This window comes from Streptomyces sp. NPDC107521 (genome assembly GCF_055598485.1).
In genome coordinates, this window is record NZ_JBVKAT010000016.1 from 102,991 (window position 1) to 125,505 (window position 22,515).

The 22,515-nt window shown below is 75.6% G+C and carries 18 protein-coding genes; 8 read left to right on the forward strand and 10 right to left on the reverse strand.

Translation table 11 applies throughout. From position 1 onward, the window contains the following. The first annotated feature begins 5 nt into the window (after positions 1-5). The 3 genes from ACZ7LB_RS22995 (at position 6) to ACZ7LB_RS23005 (ending at position 3,269) form a co-directional block, all read left to right on the forward strand. Positions 6-668, forward strand: coding sequence for a bifunctional DNA primase/polymerase (locus tag ACZ7LB_RS22995; RefSeq protein ID WP_471470732.1), 663 nt, complete (start codon positions 6-8; stop codon positions 666-668). A gap of 166 nt (positions 669-834) precedes the next feature. Continuing rightward, on the forward strand, positions 835-1,611 hold the full coding sequence (locus ACZ7LB_RS23000; protein ID WP_471470733.1) for an ABC transporter ATP-binding protein: 777 nt from the start codon (positions 835-837) through the stop codon (positions 1,609-1,611). Continuing rightward, positions 1,608-3,269 carry a transporter gene (locus ACZ7LB_RS23005; protein WP_471470734.1) on the forward strand — a complete coding sequence of 554 codons (1,662 nt, stop codon included), beginning with the start codon at positions 1,608-1,610 and terminating at the stop codon, positions 3,267-3,269. The genes ACZ7LB_RS23000 and ACZ7LB_RS23005 overlap by 4 nt, the downstream gene beginning before the upstream one ends. A 625-nt stretch (positions 3,270-3,894) precedes the next feature. Here the strand turns inward: ACZ7LB_RS23005 and ACZ7LB_RS23010 are convergent. Beyond that, a complete protein-coding gene (locus tag ACZ7LB_RS23010; protein ID WP_471470736.1) occupies positions 3,895-4,929 on the reverse strand; it encodes an alpha/beta fold hydrolase in 1,035 nt (344 codons plus the stop codon). Between the two features lie 661 nt (positions 4,930-5,590). Further along, positions 5,591-6,283 carry a metal-dependent transcriptional regulator gene (locus tag ACZ7LB_RS23015; RefSeq protein ID WP_471470738.1) on the reverse strand — a complete coding sequence of 231 codons (693 nt, stop codon included), beginning with the start codon at positions 6,281-6,283 and terminating at the stop codon, positions 5,591-5,593. Positions 6,284-6,570: 287 nt separating this feature from the next. Here ACZ7LB_RS23015 and ACZ7LB_RS23020 point away from each other — a divergent pair, with 287 nt between their 5' ends. Next, a complete protein-coding gene (locus ACZ7LB_RS23020) occupies positions 6,571-7,326 on the forward strand; it encodes an SIS domain-containing protein (RefSeq protein ID WP_471470739.1) in 756 nt (251 codons plus the stop codon). A 445-nt stretch (positions 7,327-7,771) separates the two neighbouring features. Here the strand turns inward: ACZ7LB_RS23020 and ACZ7LB_RS23025 are convergent, their stop codons facing one another. The 3 genes from ACZ7LB_RS23025 to ACZ7LB_RS23035 all read right to left on the reverse strand — a co-directional run bounded on the left by ACZ7LB_RS23025 (position 7,772) and on the right by ACZ7LB_RS23035 (position 11,719). Next, the gene (locus ACZ7LB_RS23025) at positions 7,772-9,190 is read right to left on the reverse strand and encodes a PAS domain-containing protein (protein WP_471470740.1); all 1,419 of its coding nucleotides are present in this window, start codon (positions 9,188-9,190) and stop codon (positions 7,772-7,774) included. Positions 9,191-9,349: 159 nt separating this feature from the next. After that, positions 9,350-10,237: a GNAT family N-acetyltransferase gene (locus ACZ7LB_RS23030; RefSeq protein WP_471470741.1), complete on the reverse strand. Its 888-nt coding sequence runs from the start codon at positions 10,235-10,237 to the stop codon at positions 9,350-9,352. A 381-nt stretch (positions 10,238-10,618) separates the two neighbouring features. Next, positions 10,619-11,719 carry a citrate synthase 2 gene (locus ACZ7LB_RS23035; RefSeq protein WP_471470742.1) on the reverse strand — a complete coding sequence of 367 codons (1,101 nt, stop codon included), beginning with the start codon at positions 11,717-11,719 and terminating at the stop codon, positions 10,619-10,621. A 255-nt stretch (positions 11,720-11,974) separates the two neighbouring features. On the opposite strand from ACZ7LB_RS23035, the gene pdxH reads away from it, so the two are divergent. Next, a complete protein-coding gene (gene pdxH / locus ACZ7LB_RS23040) occupies positions 11,975-12,664 on the forward strand; it encodes a pyridoxamine 5'-phosphate oxidase (RefSeq protein WP_471470743.1) in 690 nt (229 codons plus the stop codon). A gap of 416 nt (positions 12,665-13,080) precedes the next feature. Further along, positions 13,081-13,686 (forward strand): hypothetical protein, encoded by a 606-nt coding sequence (locus ACZ7LB_RS23045; protein ID WP_471470745.1) that lies wholly within the window; start codon positions 13,081-13,083, stop codon positions 13,684-13,686. Positions 13,687-13,813: 127 nt separating this feature from the next. On the opposite strand, the gene ACZ7LB_RS23050 is transcribed toward ACZ7LB_RS23045, so the two are convergent. After that, complete coding sequence (locus ACZ7LB_RS23050; protein WP_471470747.1) at positions 13,814-14,764, reverse strand: EamA family transporter; 951 nt, start codon at positions 14,762-14,764, stop codon at positions 13,814-13,816. A 251-nt stretch (positions 14,765-15,015) separates the two neighbouring features. Here ACZ7LB_RS23050 and ACZ7LB_RS23055 point away from each other — a divergent pair, with 251 nt between their 5' ends. After that, positions 15,016-15,468, forward strand: coding sequence for an NUDIX domain-containing protein (locus ACZ7LB_RS23055; protein ID WP_471470748.1), 453 nt, complete (start codon positions 15,016-15,018; stop codon positions 15,466-15,468). A gap of 587 nt (positions 15,469-16,055) precedes the next feature. Here the strand turns inward: ACZ7LB_RS23055 and ACZ7LB_RS23060 are convergent. After that, a complete protein-coding gene (locus ACZ7LB_RS23060; protein WP_471470750.1) occupies positions 16,056-19,145 on the reverse strand; it encodes an FAD-binding and (Fe-S)-binding domain-containing protein in 3,090 nt (1,029 codons plus the stop codon). Between the two features lie 173 nt (positions 19,146-19,318). On the opposite strand from ACZ7LB_RS23060, the gene serC reads away from it, so the two are divergent. Then, entirely contained in the window at positions 19,319-20,437 is a 1,119-nt protein-coding gene (serC, locus tag ACZ7LB_RS23065) for a phosphoserine transaminase (protein WP_471470751.1), read from the forward strand. Between the two features lie 76 nt (positions 20,438-20,513). Here serC and ACZ7LB_RS23070 read toward each other — a convergent pair whose 3' ends face one another. The 3 genes from ACZ7LB_RS23070 to ACZ7LB_RS23080 form a co-directional block, all read right to left on the reverse strand. Next, positions 20,514-21,335, reverse strand: a complete 822-nt coding sequence (locus tag ACZ7LB_RS23070) for a polysaccharide deacetylase family protein (protein ID WP_471470752.1) — start codon at positions 21,333-21,335, stop codon at positions 20,514-20,516. Between the two features lie 160 nt (positions 21,336-21,495). Continuing rightward, positions 21,496-21,675 (reverse strand): DUF397 domain-containing protein, encoded by a 180-nt coding sequence (locus ACZ7LB_RS23075; RefSeq protein ID WP_471470754.1) that lies wholly within the window; start codon positions 21,673-21,675, stop codon positions 21,496-21,498. Continuing rightward, positions 21,672-22,502 carry a helix-turn-helix domain-containing protein gene (locus ACZ7LB_RS23080; RefSeq protein ID WP_471470756.1) on the reverse strand — a complete coding sequence of 277 codons (831 nt, stop codon included), beginning with the start codon at positions 22,500-22,502 and terminating at the stop codon, positions 21,672-21,674. Before ACZ7LB_RS23080 ends, ACZ7LB_RS23075 begins: the two co-directional genes overlap by 4 nt. Positions 22,503-22,515 lie beyond the last annotated feature (13 nt).

The window sequence follows — 22,515 nt, forward strand, 5'->3', positions numbered from 1 at the left end:
CCCGTGTGGAAGAGACCATCACCGCCTTCACGGGCGCCCGGGCCGTCGCGGGCCATGGGGGCCGGGGTGTTCGGGCGCCGGAGGCCGCCGCGCGCTACGCGGAGGAGTGCCACTGGGACGTGTGCCCGGGGACCTGGCTGGAAATGAACGGCGGTGCCTGGCACTGCTCGTGCGGCGATCCGGGGTGCGCCGCCCCCGGCGCGCACCCGGCGCGCGCGGACTGGGCGGCCGAGGCCACCGGCAGCGCGACGGTGGCCCGCCGGATGTGGCGGGAGCGGCCGGAGGCGTCCGTACTGCTGCCCACGGGGCGGTCGTTCGACGTGATCGAGGTGCCGGAGACCGCCGGATTCCTGGCGCTGGCCCGGATGGAGCGGAGGGAACCGGCGCCCGGTCCGGTGGTGTCGGCGCCGGACCGGCGGATGCGGTTCCTGGTGCTGCCGGGTGCCGCGGCGAAGGTGCCCGACCTGGTGCGGGGGCTGGGCTGGGCGCCCGCCACCCTGGACCTGGCGGTGCTGGGCGCGGGCGGGTACGTGGCGGCGCCGCCGACCCGGTGGGGGGCGTGGGGGTCGGTGCGCTGGGTGTGCCGGCCGACGGCGGCGAACCGCTGGCTGCCGGACGCGGCGGAGCTGATCGCCCCGCTGGCGTACGCCTGCGCCCGGGAGCGCTGAGGGCCGCCGCGGCGCGGGACCGCGGCACCGGGTCCCGCTCCCCGCGCCGGTGCGCCCGTCCTCCGCCGGCGCCCCGCCGGGGGCGGCCGCGCCGTTTCCCCGGGGTCCCGCCCGGCCCCCGCGGGGCGTTCCCACCGTAGGGTTTCGGCCTGACGGAGGGAGACGAATGGTGACGACGAGCGCCGTGCGCGTACAGGGGCTGTGGAAGCGGTTCGGCCAGCAGGTGGCCGTGGGCGGCATCGATCTCGAACTGCCCGCGGGGAAGTTCATCGGGCTGGTCGGACCCAACGGGGCCGGGAAGACCACCACGCTGTCCATGGTCACCGGGCTGCTCAGGCCCGATCGGGGCACCGTCGAGATCGCCGGCCACGACGTGTGGCGGGACCCGGTCGCGGTGAAGGCCCGGATCGGGGTCCTCCCGGAGGGGCTGCGGCTGTTCGAGCGGCTGTCGGGACGCGAACTGCTCGCCTACTCGGGACGGCTGCGGGGACTGCCCGGCGCCGAGGTCGACAAGCGGGCCGCCCAGTTGCTGGACGTGCTCGATCTGGCGGGGGCGCAGCACAAGCTGGTCGTGGACTACTCGACCGGCATGCGGAAGAAGATCGGGCTGGCCGCCGCGCTGCTGCACAACCCCGAGGTGCTGTTCCTGGACGAGCCGTTCGAGGGCGTCGACCCGGTGTCGGCCCAGACCATCCGGGGTGTGCTGGAGCGCTACACCGCCTCCGGCGCCACCGTGGTGTTCTCCTCGCACGTGATGGAGCTGGTCGAGTCGCTGTGCGACTGGGTGGCCGTGATGGCGGCGGGCCATATCCGCGCCACCGGTCCGCTGGCGGAGGTGCGCGGGGAGGCGGCCTCGCTCCAGGAGGCGTTCCTCGAACTCGTCGGCGCGGGCGGCCGGGACGCCGGAGCGGCGCTGGACTGGCTCGGCGGGGGTGCCCGGTGAGCGCGGCCGGCGCCCGGGGCGCGGTACCGGCGCCCCCGTCCCCCGCTCCGTCCGCCGCTCCGCCGCCCGCCCCGGCCCTCACCCCGGTCTTCGTCCGGCTGAAGCTGTCGCTGCTGCGCAACGGGCTGCGGCAGTCCGGCGGGCGGCGGGCCGTCTTCGTCGCCTCGGCCGTCTTCGTCAGCCTGTTCACCGTGCTCCAGCTCATCGGTCTGATCGCACTGCGCGGGTACCCGCACGCGGCGGGCCCGGTGCTGGTGCTGGCGGCGGTGCTGGGGCTGGGCTGGGCGGTGCTGCCGCTGTTCTTCCCCGGCGGCGACGAGACGCTCGACCCGACCCGGCTGGTGATGCTGCCGCTGCGGCCCCGGCCGCTGGTGCGGGCGCTGCTGGTGTCCTCCCTGGTGGGCATCGGACCGCTGTTCACGCTGTGCGTGTTCGCCGGTTCGGTGGTCGCCCTGGCGCACGGCCCGGCGGCCTGGCTGGCCGGGGCGGTCGGCGCGGTCCTGGGGCCGCTGGTGTGCGTGACGCTGGCGCGGACCGTGGCCGCCGCCAACGTACGGCTGCTGACCAGCCGCAAGGGGCGGGACCTGGCGGTGCTCAGCGGTCTGGTCATCGCGATCGGGGCCCAGCTCGTCAACTTCGGGGTGCAGCGGCTCGGCGCCTCCGGGCTGGGGCAGCTCGACCCGGTCGCGGACGTGCTGGGGTGGGTGCCGCCCGCGTCCGCCGTCGGCGCGGTCCGGGCGGCGAGCGACGGCGCGTACGGGACCGCGCTGGCCCAGCTCGCCCTGACCGGGGCGGCCCTGGTGCTGCTGCTGCGGATGTGGGCGGGGCACCTGGTGCGGCTGATGACCGCGCCGGACGGCTCCACGGTGCGGGCCGCCGACGGCGGCTCGGGCCGGGCCCGGGGCACGTCGGGGCTCGCCCGGTTCCTGCCGCCGGGGCGGACCGGCACGGTGATGGAGCGCAGCCTGCGCTATGCGTGGCGGGACCCCAAGACCAAGGCGGCCTGGGTGACCTCGCTGGCCATCGGTCTGATCGTGCCGCTGTTCAACGCCTGGCAGGGCACGGGCTCGGTGTACTTCGCCTGCTTCGCCGCGGGCATGCTCGGCGTCCAGATGTACAACCAGTTCGGGCAGGACTCGTCGGCCTTCTGGATGGTCGCCATGACGATCTCCTCGCCCCGGGACGCCTACGTCGAACTGCGGGGCCGTGCGCTGGCCCTGCTGGTGGTGGCCCTCCCGTACGCCACCGCGGTCACGGTGCTGACGACGGCGGTCCTGGGCGAGTGGGGCAAGCTGCCGCAGGCGCTGGGGCTGTCCTTCGCGCTGCTCGGCGCGATGCTGGCGTCGGGCGCGTGGGCCTCCGCCCGCTTCGCGTACTCCGTTCCGCAGGAGGGGCACCGCAACGTCGCCCCCGGTCAGGTGGGGCTCGCCTGGTTCTCCATCTTCGGCGGGATGCTGACGGCCACGCTGCTGTGCGCGCCGGTGATCGCCCTGACGGTCTGGCTGCACGTCTCCCCGGCCGGCGAGGGCCTGGAGTGGCTGCTGCTGCCGGTGGGCGCGGTGTACGGCGCCGCGGTCACCCTGCTCGGGCTGCGGGTGGCGGCACCGCGGGCCGCCGCACGGCTGCCGGAGATCCTGGCGGCGGTCAGCAAGGGGTGAGAACGGGTGCGGGGGCGTGGCCCGCGCGCCGGCCCCCGCCCCCGCCCGGCCCCCGCGCGGGGGCCGCACAGGTCCTGCCCCGGGCTCGGCCCACGGCTCCGTGCCCGGGCGTCGCACCCCGCCCCGCCCGGACCCCGCACGGTCCCGGGCCCGGGCCACGGCTCCGCCCTCCGGTCCACCGGCTCCTGTCCTGCCGGTTCCTGTCCTGCCCTGGGACTTACCGGGGATCCGGGCGCTGCCCCCAGGAGGACTCCCCCTCGGGGCCCGCGCACCAGGGGGCTCCCGGGGGCACGGTGTTCAGCGGCACGTCCACGGGTCCCGGGGCGCCGGTGACGCGGAACAGGACTGGGATCGACCCCTGGAGCCCGGATCCGGGAGGCCAAGAAAGGGCCTGGACCCGGAAGGCCGGGACTCGGGCCCCGGAAGGCCGGAGCCGGAGGGCCGGAGCCGGAGGGCCGGAGGGCCGCTGACCGGAGGGCCGGAAGCCCGGCGCACCGGGACCCGAGGCGACGGACCCGGGAGGCAGCCCCGGCTCCGGAGAGCCGGACCCGTGGTCCGCACCCGCCCCGGGGCTGCCGCGGCCCGGGGCCACGCACGGGCCCGGGTTTCGCCGGGCGGCCCCGCCCTACGGCGCCCCGGTGCTCTCCGGCACCCCGGTACCCCCGGCTTCGACGCCCTCCCCCGCCTCCCCGAGGCCGTCCAGGAACGGCAGGATGGCCGCCCGCCAGGCCTCCGGCTGGTCGTAGTGGACGAGGTGGCCGGCGTCGGCGACCTCGGCGTACCGGCCGCGCGGCAGGACGCGGACCATCTCCTGGGCCTCGGCACGGCCGAGTTCGCCGTCGAGGCCGCGGACGACCAGGGTGGGGCAGCGCACCTGGGCCAGCTCCTCCCAGTGGGCGTCGTGGACCCAGGTCTCGCGGGTGCGGAGCATGTGCTCCGGGTCGAAGACCGGCCGCCAGCCGTCCGGGGACTCGGCCATCACCTCGGCGTAGAACTCGCCCCGGGCGGGGTTGGGATGCTCCATCCACGGGTCGTCGCCGCCGAACCACCTGCGGACGTCGGCCAGCGTGGCGAACGGCACCGGCCAGGCCCGGAACCACTCCCGCCACACGTGCTGCGAGGCACCGCCGAGGGCGGAGGCCCGCATGTCGCAGATGATCAGCGCGCGGACCAGGTCGGGCCGCTTGGCGGCGAGCTGCCAGGCGGTCAGCGCGCCCATGGCGTGGCCGACCAGGACGGCGGGGCCGAGCCCGAGCTGCTCCAGCGCGGCCTCGGCGTCCTCGACGTAGACCTCACGGGTGTGGGCGCCCTGCGGCGGCTTGTCGCTGCGGCCGTGCCCGCGCTGGTCGAGCGCGACGGCGCGGTGGCGGGCGGAGAGCCAGCGGGCGGTGGGCGCCCAGTGCGAGGCCCGGCCCATCAGTCCGTGCAGTAACAGCACGCCGGGGCCCCGGCCGGATGGCCCCGCCCCGCCGGACGCGCCGGGCTCATCACCCCTGTCGGCGGGTTCGCCGGAACCGCCGGACCCCTCCGCCCCGTCGCCCCGGTGGACCCCGTCGGGCCCCCCGGAGCGGTCGGATTCGTCCGGCTTGGGAGGGTCACCGAACTCCCATGCCGCGAGACGGAGACCACCCGCCCCGATCACGTCGATACGCCGCGCCATAGGTCCTGGCACCCCCAAGTGTCGCGCCCTGTCGCGCCCTGTCGCGCTCTGATGTGCTGCGCCGGTCGTGCGGGCCGCCCCTTTGTGCGGGGCACCCGCAGAGTATCGAATGGTTATTCGACACCACTGTCTCGCTGGACAACACCGCTCAATCGAGTGACAGCCCCCGGGGATTGACCACCTCCGCCGCGGGGAGATCTCCAGCGGGGGGCGGGCCGCTCGGGGAAACCGGTCCGCGGGAAGTGACCTTGAGAGCTCGGGGCTCCGGGTCAGCACGGGGGAGGACAGGCCCCGGCGCCTTCGAGCGCCGGGGCCCTCTCCGTCTCGACGGCACGCCCCTCCACCCCCTCTCCGGCCGGTCCGGCTCCGCCGGACCACCGGACCCCTGATCCACGCTCACGTCCCCGGCCGCCCGGTGGTGGTCCGCACACCCTCCCGCCGCACCGGGCCGGGACCCGGGCACGACCGGCACACGGGCCGGACACACCGGGGCGCGCCCGGGCCCGCCCCTCGGTGGGGGCGGTGCGACGACGGCGCCCCGCGCTCCGCGGACAGCCTCGCACGGGACTCCCCGGAGTGCCGCGCTCCGGTCCGCGCCGCCGGTGGCGGGCGCTGCGCCGCGGAGGGCCCGCCGGGCGGACCGGCGGGCCCTCCGCGGGGTTCAGCGCTTGGCGACGAAGACGTGGGAGGCGATGTCCGCCTCCAGCTCCGCGGCCTCACCGCCGCTGCCCACCAGGACGCCGCCCGCCGACTCCGTCACGCTGACCACCGAGCCGGGCTGCACGCCCGCCCGCCGCAGCGTGTACATGAGCTGCGCGTCCGTCTGGATCGGCTCCCCGATGCGGCGCACGATCACCGTCTTGCCCTCGTCGCCCGGGTCGAGGTCCGCGAGCGAGACCATGCTCTCGTCGAGGAAGGGGTCGGCCTCGTCCGTCTCCCCCAGCTCGTCCAGCCCCGGGATCGGGTTGCCGTAGGGGGACTCGGTCGGGTGCCGCAGCAGCTCCAGGACACGGCGCTCGACCGCCTCGCTCATCACGTGCTCCCAGCGGCAGGCCTCGGCGTGCACCTGCTCCCACTCCAGGCCGATCACGTCGACCAGCAGGCACTCCGCGAGGCGGTGCTTGCGCATGACCCGGGTGGCCAGGCGGCGCCCCTCGTCGGTCAGCTCCAGATGGCGGTCGGCGGCGACGGCCACCAGGCCGTCGCGCTCCATCCGCGCCACCGTCTGGCTGACCGTCGGACCGCTCTGGTCGAGCCGCTCCGCGATCCGGGCACGCATGGGGACCACACCTTCCTCTTCGAGCTCCAGGATGGTGCGGAGATACATCTCCGTGGTGTCGATCAGTCCGGACATACGTGCCCCTTGATGTGATCTGCCGGGAGCCGAGGCCCACCGGCGCGTGCGCTGGCCCTGTCACCAATTCTGACGCATACCACGGACAACCGTGCCGCTCCGGCCGTACCGGGCCGCGGCGGCACGGCGCGCGCACCCGCGCCGGGGCGGCGCCGGGGGGCGGTGGCGGGGTCGGTGACGGTGGGCACCGTACCCGGTCGCGGTACGGCCGTACCGCCGTATTGACACCGCAGTGGTCCAGACCGCACGGTGATCCGCGACACAGCCACCACCGAAGGGGCCCCCGCATGAGCGACCGCAAGTTGGCCGGCCAGTTCCTCGACGCGGCGATCGACCTGCTGCGACGCGTCCGCGACGAGGAGGCCGAGGCCATCGGGGCGGCCGGCACGCTGATCGCGGACACGGTCGAGAACGGCGGGCGCCTCTTCGCCTTCGGAGCGGGCCACTCCTCCCTCGTCGCCCAGGACGTGGTCTACCGGGCCGGCGGGCTGGCCCTGATGAACCTGCTCGCGGTGCCCGGCGCGGTCGGTGTCGACGTCGTGCCGGCCACCCTCGGCTCCGCCCTGGAGCGTGTCTACGGACTGGCCGGCGCCGTCCTGGACACCTCCCCGCTGCGCGCGGGCGACGTCCTGGTGATCATCTCGCTCTCCGGGCGCAACGCGCTGCCCGTCGAGATGGCCGTGGACGCCCGCGCGAAGGGGGTCAAGGTCATCGGCGTGACCTCGGTCGCCTACGCCGAGGAGACCAGTTCCCGGCACACCTCGGGCACCTTCCTCAAGGACCACTGCGACCTCGTCCTGGACTCCAAGATCGCCGTCGGGGACGCCGAGCTGAGCCTCGACACCGTCGCCGCGCCCTTCGCCCCCGCCTCGACCGCCGTGACGACCGCGCTCCTCCAGTCCGTGATGGCCACCGCCGCCGGGGTCCTCGCCGACCGGGGCATCGAGCCCCCGCTCCTGCGCTCCGGCAACGTCGACGGCGGCCACGACTGGAACAACCGCGTGATGAAGGAGTACGGCGACCGGATCTTCTACCACAACTGATCCGCCGCGCCCGGGAAAGGGGCGGTGCGGGGAGGCGGCGCCGGGACTCCGGGCCGCGCCCCGCGCCGCCCCTTTCCGCCGCCCGCGCGTTCACACGTCCGCGCGTCACGGCCTCGCGCCGGAGACCGCGCGTCACGACCGCGCTTCCGCGCACACGTGCGCGCCCGCGGAGGCTCCGCCCCGCCCGGCCGAGCCCGCGTCCTGCCCCGCCGGGGAACCCCGTCGGCCGCCCCGGCCCCGGGCGCCTCCGGCCAGGGGCCGGGGAGCCGGCGCCTCCGGCCCGCCAGGGTCTTTCGTTCGGATCAGGCCCGGATCGGGGAGCGGGTCCGGCGCCGTGCGTCGCGAGGCGGAGGAGGGAGTCGGGGCGGAGCCCCGGCGACCGACGACAACGCGGCGAGGCGCGCTGCCAGGGACCGCGAGCCCGGCATGATCCGAACGAGAGGCCCTAACCCTCCGCCGTTTCGCCCGCCAGGTCGAGGGCGGTGGCGATGTGGGCGGCCACCGCCTCCGCGTAGGTCACGTCGGCGCGCTCGAAGGGTGACCGGCCCGAGCTGCGCAGAAACGTCACGGCACCAAGGGTGCGTCCCCGGCTGCGCAGCACCGCGCACAGGGCGTGCACCGTGCCGTCCGGCCACTGCCGGGTCGCCGCCCACGCCTTCGCCCGCTCCTCCGGCACCGCGCCGAGACCCGCGCTCGCCCGCACCGGTCCGGCCCGCTCCACGCTCTGCACCGCCGGGTGCCCCGGGGCGTACCGCACCGGCAGCCCGGCCGCGCCGCCCGGCGCGCTCGGCCCCGGCGCGCCCGAGGGCGTGGCCGCGACCCGCACCAGCCGGACCGGGGCGGCGCCCTCCGCGGTGTCCCCCGGCTCCCGGCGGGGACCGCCCGCGACCCGGTCGACCAGCGCGTGGTCGGCGAACCCGGCCAGCGCGAAGTCCAGGTGGACGGTCGCCGCCTCGGCCGGGTCCTCGCACTCGGCCGCCGCCCGCACCGCCCGGTGGAGCTGGTTGGTCCGGAACCGCAGCAGCGCGCCCTCCTGCTCGGCCCGCTTCGCCTCCGTCACGTCCAGGAAGAGCCAGCCCACGCCCAGCGGCACCGGCTCCTCGGCCAGCGGGGAGGCCAGCCGCACGAAGCCGCTGCGCCAGCACCGCCGCCGTTCGCCCTCCGGGGTGCGCACCCCGACCCACATCTCGGCGGGGGCGGGCGGGGCGCCCTCGGCCAGGACGTGCGTCAGCGCGTTCTCCAGCTCCTCCGCGCCCTGGGAGAGCAGCTCGCCCAGCGGCCGGCCCAGCACCGAGGTGCGCCCGGCGCCCAGCGCGCGGGCCGCGTGCGCGTTGACCACCGCCGGGCGCAGGTCGACGTCGACCAGGACGACACCCCAGCTCGCACCCTCCAGCAGCGCCTCGCTCAGCGCGATGGAGCGCTCCAGGTCGATCTGCGCGTGCACCTCGCTGAAGGCGCAGTACACCCCCGCGGGCGCCCCGTCCGGGCCGCGCACGGCCGCCGACTGGGTGCGCACCAGGACCCGGCCGCCGTCCTTGGTCACCAGGGCGAACTCGTGCACCTGGCGGCCGGGCGCCCGCATCGCGGAGAGCAGCCGCCGCTCGACCTCGGGGGCGTCCGCGCTGCGGACGGCCCATCCGGCGAACCCCTGCCGCCCCACGGCCTCGGCGGCGCTCCAGCCGAGGATGCGCTCCGCCTCGCGGTTCCAGTGTGTGACGACCCCCTCGGCGTCGAAGGCGCACAGGGCCGCGTCCATGCCGTCGAGGAGCGCGGCCAGCAGGTCGGCGCCGACCCGGCCGGGCCGCTCCGGCCCGTCCGGGCCCAGCTCGTCGGTGGCCCCACCACTACGCCGGGAAGCACTCACCTGGACCCCCTGCAGGCTGCGTCACTGGACATCATTCAACTCGAACGTGATGCAGCACACACGGATTTCCCGGAAGATTGCGGAAATCGTTGTGCCGCGGAAACCCGGCATTCACCCCGGTCAGGGCCATACCCGCCGCCGGTCCGGCGGGCGGCGCGCTCAGGACGCGCGGGGTGCCAGCCACAGTTCGACCCATTCGTCACTCCCGCCGTCCGGCACATACCGCTTTCGCTCGACGAAACCACACCCCCGGGCGAACCGCAGCCCGTCCCCGTCGGCCGCGGGAACCTCGGTCCGCACCGTCTCGGCGCCCCGTTCCCGGGCCCGTTCCAGGGCCGCCTCGAACAGCGCCGTCCCGATGCCCCTGCCCCGGAAGGCGGGCAGCACCCCTGCGGTCACGGTCGCCGTCGGCCCGCCGTCACCGGGCGGCCGTACGGTGGAGCAGCCGACGGCGAGCCCGCCCAGGTAGGCGGTGGCCGTCAGGTCGCGCGCGTCCGGCTCCGCCGGGCCGGCGGCCGTCGGCGCCGCGGCCCGGGCGACGGCGTCGCGCACCGCGCGCCAGTCCTCCGGCGGGGCGCCCCCGCCCCCGGCTCCCGCGCCGGGCCCGTCACCGCCCACGTCCTCGATCCGCAGCCCGCGCCCGTCGCCCGGGGTCAGCCGGACGCGCCGGGCGTCCACCTCGATCTCGATGCGCATCCGCTCGTCGGCGAGCCCGCACACCGCCATCGTGCCCGCCGGCCGCACCTCGCCGAACACCCGGCGCAGCGCGGGCCAGCACGCCTCGAAGTCCTCCCGCACGGGCAGCATGTAGCGCACCCGCACCACGTCCAGGACGGTGCACCCCGTCCCGGCCAGTGCCTCCGTGATGTTCCGCAGGCACTGCTCGGTCTGCTCCACCACGTCGTCGTGGATGGTCATCGTCGCGTAGTCGAACCCGGTCGTCCCGGAGACGTACACCCGCTCCCCGTCGACCAGGGCCCGCGAGTACCCGATCCGCTCCTCGAACACCGAGCCACTCGATACCGTCCACCGTCGTGTCCGTGTCATACGGCGAACGCTAGGTGACCAGCACACACGCGTTCAATGCTTGATCCACGACAGCTCGCCGGAAAAACCGGTTGAACGGGCGGGGAGCGGTTCCTAGTGTTGCTCCCACTTCGGAAAGGAGGTGGTTCGGCAGATGAGCAACGACCGGACGGAAGAGGTGGCCGCGGGCTAGCGGCCCGTCACCACACCTGTGCGGTGCCGGACCAGCGTGCGCGAGCGCGCAGCCGGCCAGTCCATCGCAGTCACCCGACCCGCGAGTCGCCGGTACGTCCGGCCGGCTCCTCCCCGGAGGAACCCGACTCGCGGGTCGCCCGCGTCCCGGGCGGGCCCGCCGGGCCCTCGGGGGCTCCGGCCGGGCTCCCGGCGGAGCGGACGGCGGGCTCAGCGGGCGATGCCGCCGTACCCCTCGATGTCGCGCGGGTCGCGGCTGCCCGGCCCCACGTAGCGGGCGGAGGGGCGGACCAGGCGGCCGGTGCGCTTCTGCTCCAGGATGTGCGCCGACCAGCCCGCGGTGCGGGCACAGGTGAACATCGAGGTGAACATGGGCGCCGGCACCTCGGCGAAGTCCAGCACGATGGCGGCCCAGAACTCGACGTTGGTGGCCAGGACCCGGTCCGGGCGGCGGCTGTGCAGTTCCTCCAGCGCCGCCTTCTCCAGGGCCTCCGCGACCTCGTAGCGCGGGGCGCCCAGCTCGCGGGCGGTGCGGCGCAGGACGCGGGCACGGGGGTCCTCGGCGCGGTAGACGCGGTGGCCGAAGCCCATCAGCCGCTCGCCGGAGTCCAGGACGCGGCGCACGTACGCCCCGGCGTCCCCGGTGCGCTCGATCTCCTCGATCATGCCGAGGACCCGGGAGGGGGCGCCGCCGTGCAGCGGCCCGGACATGGCGCCCACGGCGCCCGAGAGGGCGGCGGCCACGTCGGCGCCGGTGGAGGCGATGACGCGGGCGGTGAAGGTGGAGGCGTTCATGCCGTGCTCGGCGGCGGAGGTCCAGTAGGCGTCCACGGCGGCGACGTGCTTCGGGTCGGGCTCGCCCCGCCAGCGGATCATGAAGCGCTCGGTGATCGAGTGCGCCTTGTCGATCTCCCGCTGCGGCACCATGGGCAGGCCCTGGCCGCGGGCGGACTGGGCGACGTAGGACAGGGCCATGACCGCGGCGCGGGCCAGGTCGTCGCGGGCCTGCGCGGCGTCGATGTCCAGCAGGGGTTTCAGGCCCCAGACGGGGGCGAGCATGGCGAGGGCCGACTGGACGTCCACCCGGACGTCACCGGTGTGCACGGGGAGGGGGAAGGGCTCGGCGGGCGGCAGGCCGGGGGCGAAGGCCCCGTCGACGAGCAGGCCCCAGACGTTGCCGAAGGAGACGTGTCCGACCAGGTCCTCGATGTCGACGCCGCGGTAGCGCAGCGCCCCGCCCTCCCGGTCCGGCTCGGCGATCTCCGTCTCGAACGCGACGACTCCCTCAAGCCCGGGTATGAAATCGGACATCAGGCGGCTCCTCGTGATCGTGATGCGGGGCGACCGGGCCGGTTCGGACCGCCGGGTGAGGCGGACCGGAGCGGAGGGTCCGCGGCCGTTCGTGCGGCTCGCGTCCGCGTCCCGTCGTCGTGCGGTCATCCCTGTGATGCCCCGTTCGGCAGGCGGTCATCCGAGCGGGGCCGGAACCAGCACGATATCCCGGAGTGCCACGAATGGGGAGGGGGTGCGGCACTCAGTGCCATTTCCCGGCGGGGGGCGCGGGGGATGCGGCAGGATGGCGATGTGACCGACCGCGATGCCATCCCCCTCGCTCTCGCCTCGATGCGCAAGCAGTACCGGGCCGAGGGGCTCTCCGAGCCCGAGCTGGCCGCCACGCCCTTCGAGCAGTTCGCGCGCTGGTTCAAGCAGGCCGCGACGGACGGGGGGCTGTTCGAACCGAACGCCATGGTCGTCTCGACCGCCGACGCCGAGGGCCGCCCCAGCTCGCGCACGGTGCTGCTCAAGCACTTCGACGAGCGCGGCTTCGTCTTCTACACCAACTACGGCTCCCGCAAGGGCCGCGAGCTGGACGCGAACCCGTACGTCTCGCTGCTCTTCCCCTGGCACCCCATGGCCCGGCAGGTGATCGTCGGCGGAACGGCGCGGCGGACCGGGCGGGACGAGACGGCCGCGTACTTCCGGACCCGGCCGCACGGCTCGCAGCTCGGCGCGTGGGCGAGCGCCCAGTCCTCGGTGGTGGGCTCGCGGGACGAGCTGGACGCGGCCTACGCCGGGCTGGCGGCCCGGTACCCGGAGGGCGAGCAGGTCCCGGTGCCGCCGCACTGGGGCGGTTTCCGGGTGGTGCCACGGACGGTGGAGTTCTGGCAGGGCCGCGAGAACCGCCTCCACGACCGGCTGTGCTACACGGCCGCGGAGGACGGGGGCGGCTGGCGGGTGGAGCGGCTCAGCCCCTGACGGCGGGTTCCGGCCGGGCAATCCCTGGCCTGGCGGTCCCTGGCCTGGCGGATCCTCGGCCTGGCGGGGCCCTGGCCTGGCGGGCTCCTTGGCCCGGGGGCGCTTTGGGCCCGGGTGGGCCCCGGTCCCGGCGGGTCCCCGGCCCGGGCGAACCCCTGGCCCCGGCGGACCCGGAATCAGCGGGTCCCCGCCCCGGGTGCGCCTCCGGTCGGGTCGGGCTCCGGCTCGGTACCGGCCCGGCCCGGCCCGGCCCCGCTTCCCGCTTCCGGCTTCCGGCTTCCGGCTTCCGGCTTCCGGCTTCCGGCTTCCGGCTTCCGGCTCATCGTCCCGTCCCCGGGGTCCCGGGCTCCTGGGCCCGGCGGGCCGCCCACGCCCCGGCCCCCGGGCCGCCGCCGGACGGCCGTTACCCTGCCCGGGTGAACGGTACGGAGGGGGCGGGGGCCGCGCCCGGATGGCGGGTGCTGGTCGTCGGGGGCGCCTCGGGGATGGGGAAGACCGGTGTCGGCCGGGCGCTGGCCCGGCGGTACGGCGTCCCGCTCGTGGAGGTCGACGACATCGTGGAGGCCCTCCTCGCGGTGACCCTGCCCGAGCACCTGCCGGAGGTGCACCACTGGCGCGTCCACCCGGAGGCCGCCCACGGGGCGCCCGCGTCGGTGGCGGCCCAGCAGCTCGCCATCGCCGGGGCGCTGGCCCCCGCGGTCGCCGCGGTGGTGGCCAACCACGTGGACACCGGCACCCCGGTGGTCCTGGAGGGCGACTACCTCCTGCCCCCGGTGACGGTGCCCGGCGGCCCGGTCCGCGCGGTCTTCCTCCACGAGGACGACGAGGAGCGGGTCACGGCCAACTACCTGGACCGGGAGCCGGAGGCCGGACCGCAGTGCCACCGCGCCCGCGTCAGCGTGCTGTACGGCCGTCTGCTCGCCGCGCGGGCACGGGCGGCCGGCGTCCCGGTCCTCGCCCCGCGCCCGTGGGGGGACCTGGCCGACCGGGCCGCCGCGGCGGCGGACGGGCGGGGTTCCTGACCCCGTGCTCGCGGCGCGCGCGGCCGGCCCCGTGCACCTGACCGGGACGGACGGGCCGGACGGGACGGCGGACCGGAGCGGACTGCCTCCCGCGCCCGGGACGCGCCCGGCATCGGGCCGAGGGGCGTTACTCCGGCGGGGCCGCGTTCCGGCGCCGTCCCACCTGGGTCCGCACCGCCCCCATGCTGGCCGCGATGACCAGGGCGATGGCGGCGGACTGGGTGGCGGTGAGCGCCTGGTCCAGGATGAGGAAGCCCGCGGTCGCGGCGATGGCGGGCTCCAGGCTCATCAGGATGGCGAAGGTCGGCGCGGGCAGCCGCCGCAGCGCCAGCAGTTCCAGCGTGTACGGCAGCACCGACGACAGCAGTGCCACCCCGGCGCCCAGCCCGAGCGTCGTCGGCTCGATCAGCTTGGTCCCCGACTCCGCGATGCCCAGGGGCAGGAACAGCAGCGCCCCGACGCCCATGGCGAGGGCCAGCCCGTCCGCCTGCGGGAAGCGGCGGCCGGTGCGCGCGCTGAACACGATGTACGCCGCCCACATCGCCCCCGCCGCCAGCGCGAACGCGGCACCGACCGGGTCGAGGGTGTCGAAGCCGCCCCCGCCGAGCAGGAAGACCCCGGCCAGGGCCAGCGCCGCCCACACCAGATTGAGCGCGCGGCGGGAGGCGAAGACGGACAGCGCCAGCGGGCCCAGCACCTCCAGCGTCACGGCGGGGCCGAGCGGGATGCGGGCGGCCGCCTGGTAGAAGAGGCCGTTCATGGCGGCCATGGCGACGCCGAAGACGACGACCGTGCCCCAGTCGGCGCGGGAGTGGCCGCGCAGCCGGGGCCGGCACACCAGCAGCATCACGACCGCCGCCACGGCCAGGCGCAGCGTCACCACGCCCAGCGCTCCGGCCCGCGGCATCAGCCCCACCGCCAGCGCGGCGCCGAACTGCACGGACAGCCCGCCGGCCAGCACCAGCCCCACCGGCCCGAGGGAGCCCCGACGGCCCGCGGCGGGCTGCGGCCCGCCGGACGGCACCGCCCCGTCGACGACTGCGGTCGGGGTGCCTGGGGCGGCGTTGGGCGTGCTCACTTGGTCTCCGGAAAGGGACGGATTCTCACGGTTCGGCGCGTACATGTCCCGGTACGCCGGGGTCCACCGCGGTGGACGCATACAGGTACGTACGTACAGGTACGTCACCCCGCCATGCAACTGTCGTCGCCGGGGTACTCCGCTGTCAACGCGATCATGTCCGGCGGGCGGGGCCGACGGCCCGGCGGGCGGCGTCGCGGAGTAGCGTCCGCACAGCCCGCACAGCCCCCGCTCCCGAGCCCGGAGGTCCCGTGAGACGACTCGTCGCCCGCGTCTGGCGCGCGCTGCGCCCGTTGCAGAGCCGGATCATGTGGTGCCTGAACGCGAAGTTCGTGGTCGGCGTCACCGGTGTGGTCCGCGACGGCGAGGGGCGGGTCCGGCTGCTGCGGCACCGGATGTGGCCGCCGGGCCGCCAGTGGGGGCTGCCGAGCGGCTTCGCCCGCAAGGGCGAGGACTTCCGGCGGACGCTGGTCCGCGAGGTCAAGGAGGAGACCGGCCTCGACGTGGAGGCGGGGGCCCTCGTCCTCCTCAACAGCGGTCTGCGCACCCGGCTGGAGGTGGCCTACGAGGCCCGGCTGCTCGGCGGCGAGCTGCGCCTGGACCCGTTCGAGATCCTGGAGGCCCGCTGGTGCCGCCCGGACGAACTCCCCGAGGGGATCCAGCCGGTCTGCCGTCCACTGGTCCGCGGCGAGACCACGCCGTAGGACACGCCCACCGGCGCGCCGGAACCGCCCGGGAAGGCGGGCTCCAGGGCCCACTCGGGGCGGTGGGCCGGACCGAAACGGTGGCCGAGGGACGGGTGCTCCGGACCGCATGGGCCGACCGGCCCCACACCGGGGTCTCGGCCGGGGGCTGGCCGTCCGGGGGGCCGGACCTGACAGGTGGGCAGCCCGAACCGGTCGGCCGACCCACCGCCCGGGGAGGCGGGCCGCCGGGACAGGCGGGCCGGACCGAACCCGTGGCCGAGAGACCGGTGACCCGGACGGCATGGGCCGGCCGACCCACACCGAGTCGGCCGGGACCGGTCGCCGCCCCTGACCGGTGGGCAGCCCCAACCGGTCAGCCGACCCGAATCGGTCAGCCGACCCGAATCGGTGGACAGCCCGGACCGGTCGGCCGGACCGGTCAGCCCGCCCGAACCGCTCGGCAGCCCGAGCCGCTCGGCCGGACCGCTCGGCCACCGGCCCGAACCAGGCGGGCCCGCGACCGGCACCCCGGTGGTCGTCCGGTCGCCCCGGAGCGGCCCACCGGGGAGTGGTCGTCCGGCCGCCCCGGAGCCGCCCGCCCCCGGTCACGCTCCGCCGCTCCCCTCCTCCAGCGCGTCCGCCAGGACCTCGGCCAGGTGGCGGCCCCGGACCCCGCCCAGTTGTTCCAACTGGATCCGGCAGGAGTAGCCGTCCGCCAGGACCACCGCGCCGTCCGGGGCCCGCCGCACCGCCGGGAGCAGCAGTTCCTCGGCGCAGGCGGCGGACACCGCGTAGTGGCCGTCCTCGAAGCCGAAGTTGCCCGCGAGGCCGCAGCAGCCGCCGGACAGCTCGCCGGTGAGACCGGCGGCGGCGCGCAGGGCACGCTCGGGGCCGTCGCCGAGGACCGCGTGCTGGTGGCAGTGGGTCTGGCCGACCGCCGGGCGGTCGAGCACCGGGGGTCTCCAGTGCGGCGCGTGGCGCTCCAGCGCCTCCGCGAAGGTGAGGACCCGGGCGGCGAGCCGGGCGGCCCGGGGGTCGTCGTGCAGCAGCTCGGGCAGGTCGGTGCGGAGCGACGCGGCGCAGCTCGGTTCGAGGACGACGACCGGGGCGGGCGTCTCCAGGACCGGCGCCATCAGGTCGAGGGTGCGCCGGAGCACCGCGCGGGCACGGTCGAGCTGGCCGGTGGAGACGTACGTCAGTCCGCAGCACACCCGGCCCCGGCGCGCCGCCAGCAGGGCGGCGGCGGTCCCCGGCCCGCCGCCGTCGCCGAGGGCCCGGCCGCGGGTCCGCAGGGTCGGCGGCAGCACCACCCGCAGCCCCGCCGCCTCCAGCACCCGGACGGCCGCCCGGCCCACGGACGGCGACAGGTACTCGGTGAACGTGTCGGGCCACAGCACGACCAGCTCCCCGCCGCCGACCGGCGCGGTGCCGACCGGCCCGGAGCCGACCGGGCCGACGGCCGCCGGCCCGGCGCCGACCGATCCGGTGCCGACCGATCCGACGGTCGCTGATCCGACGCCCGCCGGCCCGGAGCCGACCGGCCCGGTGCCGGTCGATCCGGCGTCCACCGGCCCGGAGCAGACCGGTCCCGTGTCCGCCGGCCGCGCGCCCCCCGACCACCCCGCCCCGCCGAGGGGGCCGCCCCTCCTCCGCCACCAGCGGCTGAACGGCTCCGCCGCCGGGGCGGGCAGGTCCCGTTCCGCCGCGATGCCGGCCAGCCGCTTCGCCACCGCCGCCGTCGGCCGTACCCGCGCGAGCGCGCCGAGGAGCCCCGCCGTGCGGGTGCGGGCGGCCCAGCGCAGCCACACCGGCAGCCACCCCAGGGCGTAGTGGGCGGCGGGGCGGCGGCGGCCCGCGTAGTGGTGGTGCAGGAACTCGGCCTTGTAGGTGGCCATGTCGACGCCGACCGGGCAGTCCGAACGGCAGCCCTTGCAGGACAGGCACAGGTCGAGCGCGTCCCGGACCTCCGGTGAGCGCCAGCCGTCGGTGATCAGCTCCCCGGCGAGCATCTCGTGCAGCAGCCGGGCCCGCCCCCGGGTGGAGTGCGCCTCCTCCCCCGTCACCCGGAACGACGGGCACATGACGGCCGCCCCCTCCGCCGTCGCCGTACGGCACTTGGCGACGCCGACGCAGCGGCGCACGGCGGCCGGGAAGTCGCCGCCGTCGGCGGGGTAGCCGAAGGCCACGTCGACGGGGCGGCCGGGCAGGACGGCGAAGCGGAGGTCGGCGTCGAGGGGGCCGGGGCGCACCAGCATGCCGGGGTTGAGCAGGTCGTCCGGATCCCAGACCGCCTTGGCGCGCTCGAACACGGCGACCGTCCCCGCGCCGTACATGCGGGGCAGCAGCTCGGCGCGGGCCCGGCCGTCCCCGTGTTCGCCGGAGAGGGAGCCGCCGTGGGCGACGACGAGCCCGGCCAGCTCCTCGGAGAAGCGCCGGAAGCGGGCGACGCCGGCCGGGGTCAGCAGGTCGAAGTCGATACGGACGTGGACGCAGCCCTCCCCGAAGTGCCCGTACGGCGTGCCGCGCAGCCCGTGGGCGGTGAGCAGGTCCCGGAACTCCCGCAGGTAGCCGCCGAGCCGGGCCGGGGGCACCGCGCAGTCCTCCCAGCCGGGCCAGGCCTCCGATCCGTCGGGCATCCGGGTCGCCGTGCCGCCGGCGTCCTCGCGGATCCGCCAGAGCGCCCGCTGCTCGGCGGGGTCGGTGACGACACGGGCGTCGAGGACGTCGGCGGCCCGGACGACCGCCTCGGCGCGGGTCCGGGCCTCGGCGGGTGTCTCCCCGCCCGTCTCCACGAACAGCCAGGCGCCGCCGCGGGGCAGGGCGGCCGGGTCGGGCACGAGGTCGGCGGCCATGCCCTCCACGGTCAGCGGGCCGAGCGGCAGCAGCCCGGCCGCCGCCTCCGCCGCCCCGGCCTCGTCGGCGTGACCGAGGACGGCCAGGGCCCGCGCGCGGGGCGCCCCGACCAGCCGGACGACCGCCTCGGTGAGCACGGCGAGGGTGCCCTCGGAGCCGCAGAGGGAGCAGGCCACGTCGGCGCCCCGCTCGGGCAACAGCGCGTCCAGCGCGTACCCGGAGATGCGGCGGGGCAGATCGGGGAAGCCGGTGCGCAGCCGCGCCCGCTCCGCCTCCGCGAGGGCCCGCAGCCCGTCGGGCGCCCCGGCCCACCCGGGGCCGGGACGCAGCCGCTCGCCGCGCGCGGTGAGGACGGACAGCTCCCGCACGTTGTCCGCGGTGGTGCCCCAGGCGACGGAGTGGGAGCCGCACGCGTTGTTGCCGATCATGCCGCCGAGGGTGCAGCGGCCGTGGGTGGACGGATCGGGGCCGAAGCGCAGCCCGTGCGGGGCCGCGGCCTCCTGGAGCCGGTCGAGGACCAGGCCGGGCTGCACCACCGCGGTGCGGGCCTCCGGGTCGAGCGCGACCAGCCGGTTCATGTGCCGGGTGAAGTCCAGGACCACGCCCGTGCCCGTGGCCTGGCCGGCGACGGAGGTGCCGCCGCCGCGAGCCACGACCGGCACGCCGCGCTCGCGGCACACCTCCAGCACGGCCGCCACGTCGTCGGCGTCCCGGGGGGCCACCACGCCGAGGGGGACCCGCCGGTAGTTGGACGCGTCCATGGTCGTCAGCGCCCGGGACGCGGCGTCGAAACCGACCTCGCCCCGGACCGCGCCGCGCAGCACCGCCTCCAGATCCGTCATACGTACAGCATGCACCCCGCCACCCTCCGTGACAGAAGCCTGTGGAAAACTCCTCCGCCCCTCTCCCGTCCACAAGTTGTCCACATGTTCTCCACAGGTTCGCGCCCAGTGGATCGTGTCTCATCCGACGGACATGTCTCCGTACGGTTACGCCGAGGCGCTACGCTCCCGTCGTGGCTGAGATCCAGATTCCTGCTGACATCAAGCCCGCGGACGGTCGATTCGGCGCGGGTCCCTCCAAGGTGCGGGTGGAGGCGCTGGACGCCCTGGCCGCCACCGGCACGTCCCTCCTGGGCACCTCCCACCGCCAGGCCCCCGTCAAGAACCTCGTCGGCGAGGTCCGCGCGGGCATCGGCGACCTGTTCCGGCTCCCGGACGGCTACGAGGTCGTCCTCGGCAACGGCGGCTCCACCGCCTTCTGGGACATCGCGACGCACGGCCTGATCGAGAACCGCTCGCAGCACCTCACCTTCGGCGAGTTCTCCTCCAAGTTCGCCAAGGCCGCGAAGCTCGCCCCCTGGCTGGCCGACCCCTCCGTGGCCGCCTCCGACCCGGGCACCCACCCGGAGGCGCACGCCGAGGCGGGCGTGGACGTGTACGCGTTCACCCACAACGAGACCTCGACCGGCGTCGCCATGCCGATCCGGCGCGTGGCCGGGGCCGACGAGGGCGCCCTCGTGCTGGTCGACGCCACCTCGGGCGCCGGCGGCCTGCCGGTGGACGTCTCCGAGACGGACGTCTACTACTTCGCCCCGCAGAAGTCCTTCGCCTCCGACGGCGGCCTGTGGATCGGCGTGTTCTCCCCGGCCGCGATCGAGCGCGCCGAGCGCGTGCACGCGTCGGGCCGCCACATCCCGGAGTTCTTCAGCCTGCCCACGGCGATCGACAACTCCCGCAAGAACCAGACGTACAACACCCCGGCGCTGGCCACGCTCTTCCTGCTCAACGAGCAGCTCAAGTGGATCAACGGCCAGGGCGGCCTGGAGTGGTCCGCGGCCCGCACCAAGGACTCCTCGTCGCGCCTGTACTCCTGGGCGGAGGAGTCCAAGTACGCCTCCCCGTTCGTCGCCGACCCGGCCAAGCGCTCGCAGGTCATCGGCACGATCGACTTCGCGGACGAGGTGGACGCCGCGGCCGTCGCCAAGGCGCTGCGCGCCAACGGGATCGTCGACACCGAGCCCTACCGCAAGCTGGGCCGCAACCAGCTGCGCGTCGCCATGTTCCCGGCGATCGACCCGGCGGACGTCGAGGCGCTGACCCGCTGCGTCGACCACGTCATCGAGAAGCTGTAGCGGCCCCGCCGCACCGCTGGAAGGGCGCCCCGCCGGTACCGCCGGCCGGGCGCCCTTCCGCGTCGCGGACCGGCGCTCAGCGCACGGGGAAGCCGAAGACGCGGCCCTGCTCCTTGAGCCGGGGCAGGACGCGGCGCAGGGCGGCGACGGTCTGGGAACGGTCGCCCCCGGCGTCGTGGAACAGGAGCGTGGGCCCGTTCGGCAGTTCGCGTTCGACGGTGGCGACGATGGCGTCCGCGCCCGGCCGTTCGAAGTCCTTGGTGTCCACGTTCCAGCCCAGCGGACGCATCCCCCGGGAGGCGGCGACCCCACGGCTGTACGGGGTGAACGCGCCGCCGGGCGCCCGGTAGTACAGGGGCCGCACGCCACCGGACGCCTCGACGATCATGCGTTCGGCGTCGAGGATCTCCCGCGACTGGTACGCCTCGGACTTCCCGTCCATGGCGGTGTCGTGCGACACCGAGTGGTTGCACAGCCGGTGCCCTGCCGCGACCACCTCCTTCACGAGGCCGGGGTGCGCCCGCGCCTGGAGGCCGGTCACGCAGAACGTCGCCTTCACGCCGTGCTCCCGCAGCAACGCGAGCACCTGGGGCGTCCAGGTCGGGTCGGGACCGTCGTCGATGGTGATGTTCACCCCGCGCGGCCCCCGGTCCGAGGCGTGCGCGATGCCCGCGTCGACGGGCGTGACTCCGGTGCGGGGGCTCTTGGGAGGCGTGGAGCCGCCGGGGCGGGCGGGTGCCGCGGAGGCGGTCGCGCCCGGCTCACCGGGCTCGCCGGACGCGTGCACGGCGCCGGCCTGCGCGGACCACACCGAGGCGCCGGTGGCGAGCAGCGTCACCCCGACCGCAGCCCCGAGCATCTTGCCGTACCAGCCCCGCCCACCCGTGTACCGCCCCATGTCCGCCCACCGTCCTCGCGATTCCCCACCGGTTCCTCGGCCGCCGCGCGGCCACCAGGGAGGATGGACGATCGGGCGCCGGGGATGCGCCCGTTACCAATCGATGACAATTCGGGTCATGTCCAGGCCGACCGGAAGGACGGGGCGACGGCCGCCTTCTCTACGCGAAGCGGCGCAGGAAGGCGCGCCAGGTAGCGCCGGACACGGTGAGCAGGGGGCCGTCCTGCCGCTTGCTGTCACGGACGGCCCGACCGCCGGTGGCCGTGTCGGCGACCTCCACGCACTCGCCCAGTTGCGAGGAATACGACGACTTACGGAAGGTTCCCACGATCTCGGTCACTTCTCGCCCTTCCCGAGGGACTCAAGCTTGCGGCGAACGAGTTTCATACTCTCCTCTGGCGTGAGTGACGACGCGAGCATCATGTCGTAGGAACTTGAATACGAATCAAGGTCACGCCGCGACTCGATGACCGAGGAGTTCATCACGTCATCCATGGCGACCGCCTCAATCTCTGACTCCGAATCAAAGCTGAAGGCCGAGAAGGCGGAGAACGCGGCAGTCAGCGTACCCGCGCCGAACGGCAGGATATGAACGTCCACGTTCTTCTGACCTGCGAACTCAAGGATCGCGGACAGTTGCCCAAGATGGGTCTCCGTGTCCATGAGGGGGTACTCAATGGTCGCCTCCCATAGCACGGCAGAGTACTTCACCTCGCCCTCGACAACCCTCTTCTGACGCCTCCGCCTCACTTCCACCAGCCGGGAAACACGCTCGGGCGTGAGAGCATTCGGCCCGCCCTCGACAACCGCCTTCGAATACGCAGCGGTCTGGAGGAGACCCGGGACGAGAACCGGCTGCCATTGACGGATACAGACAGCGTCATCCTCCATCGCGATGTAATCGAGGTAGTCCGGCCTCAGGTCCCCCGCGTACTCAAGCCACCAGCCCCGCTTCTTCGAGTGCTTGGCCAGCTCCTCAAGCTTCTCGCGCACGCCGGAGTCAGTGACGCCGTAGGCATCGAGCAACAACCGGACTTCAATCACGCGCGGTGTGGCCCGCCCGCTCTCCATGCGACTGATCCGAGCCTGACTCGACGCGATCACCTCGGCGGCCTGCGGCTGGTCGAGCTTGGCGGCCAGCCGGTACGCCCTGAGTGCCGTGCCCAAGCGCCTGCTGCGC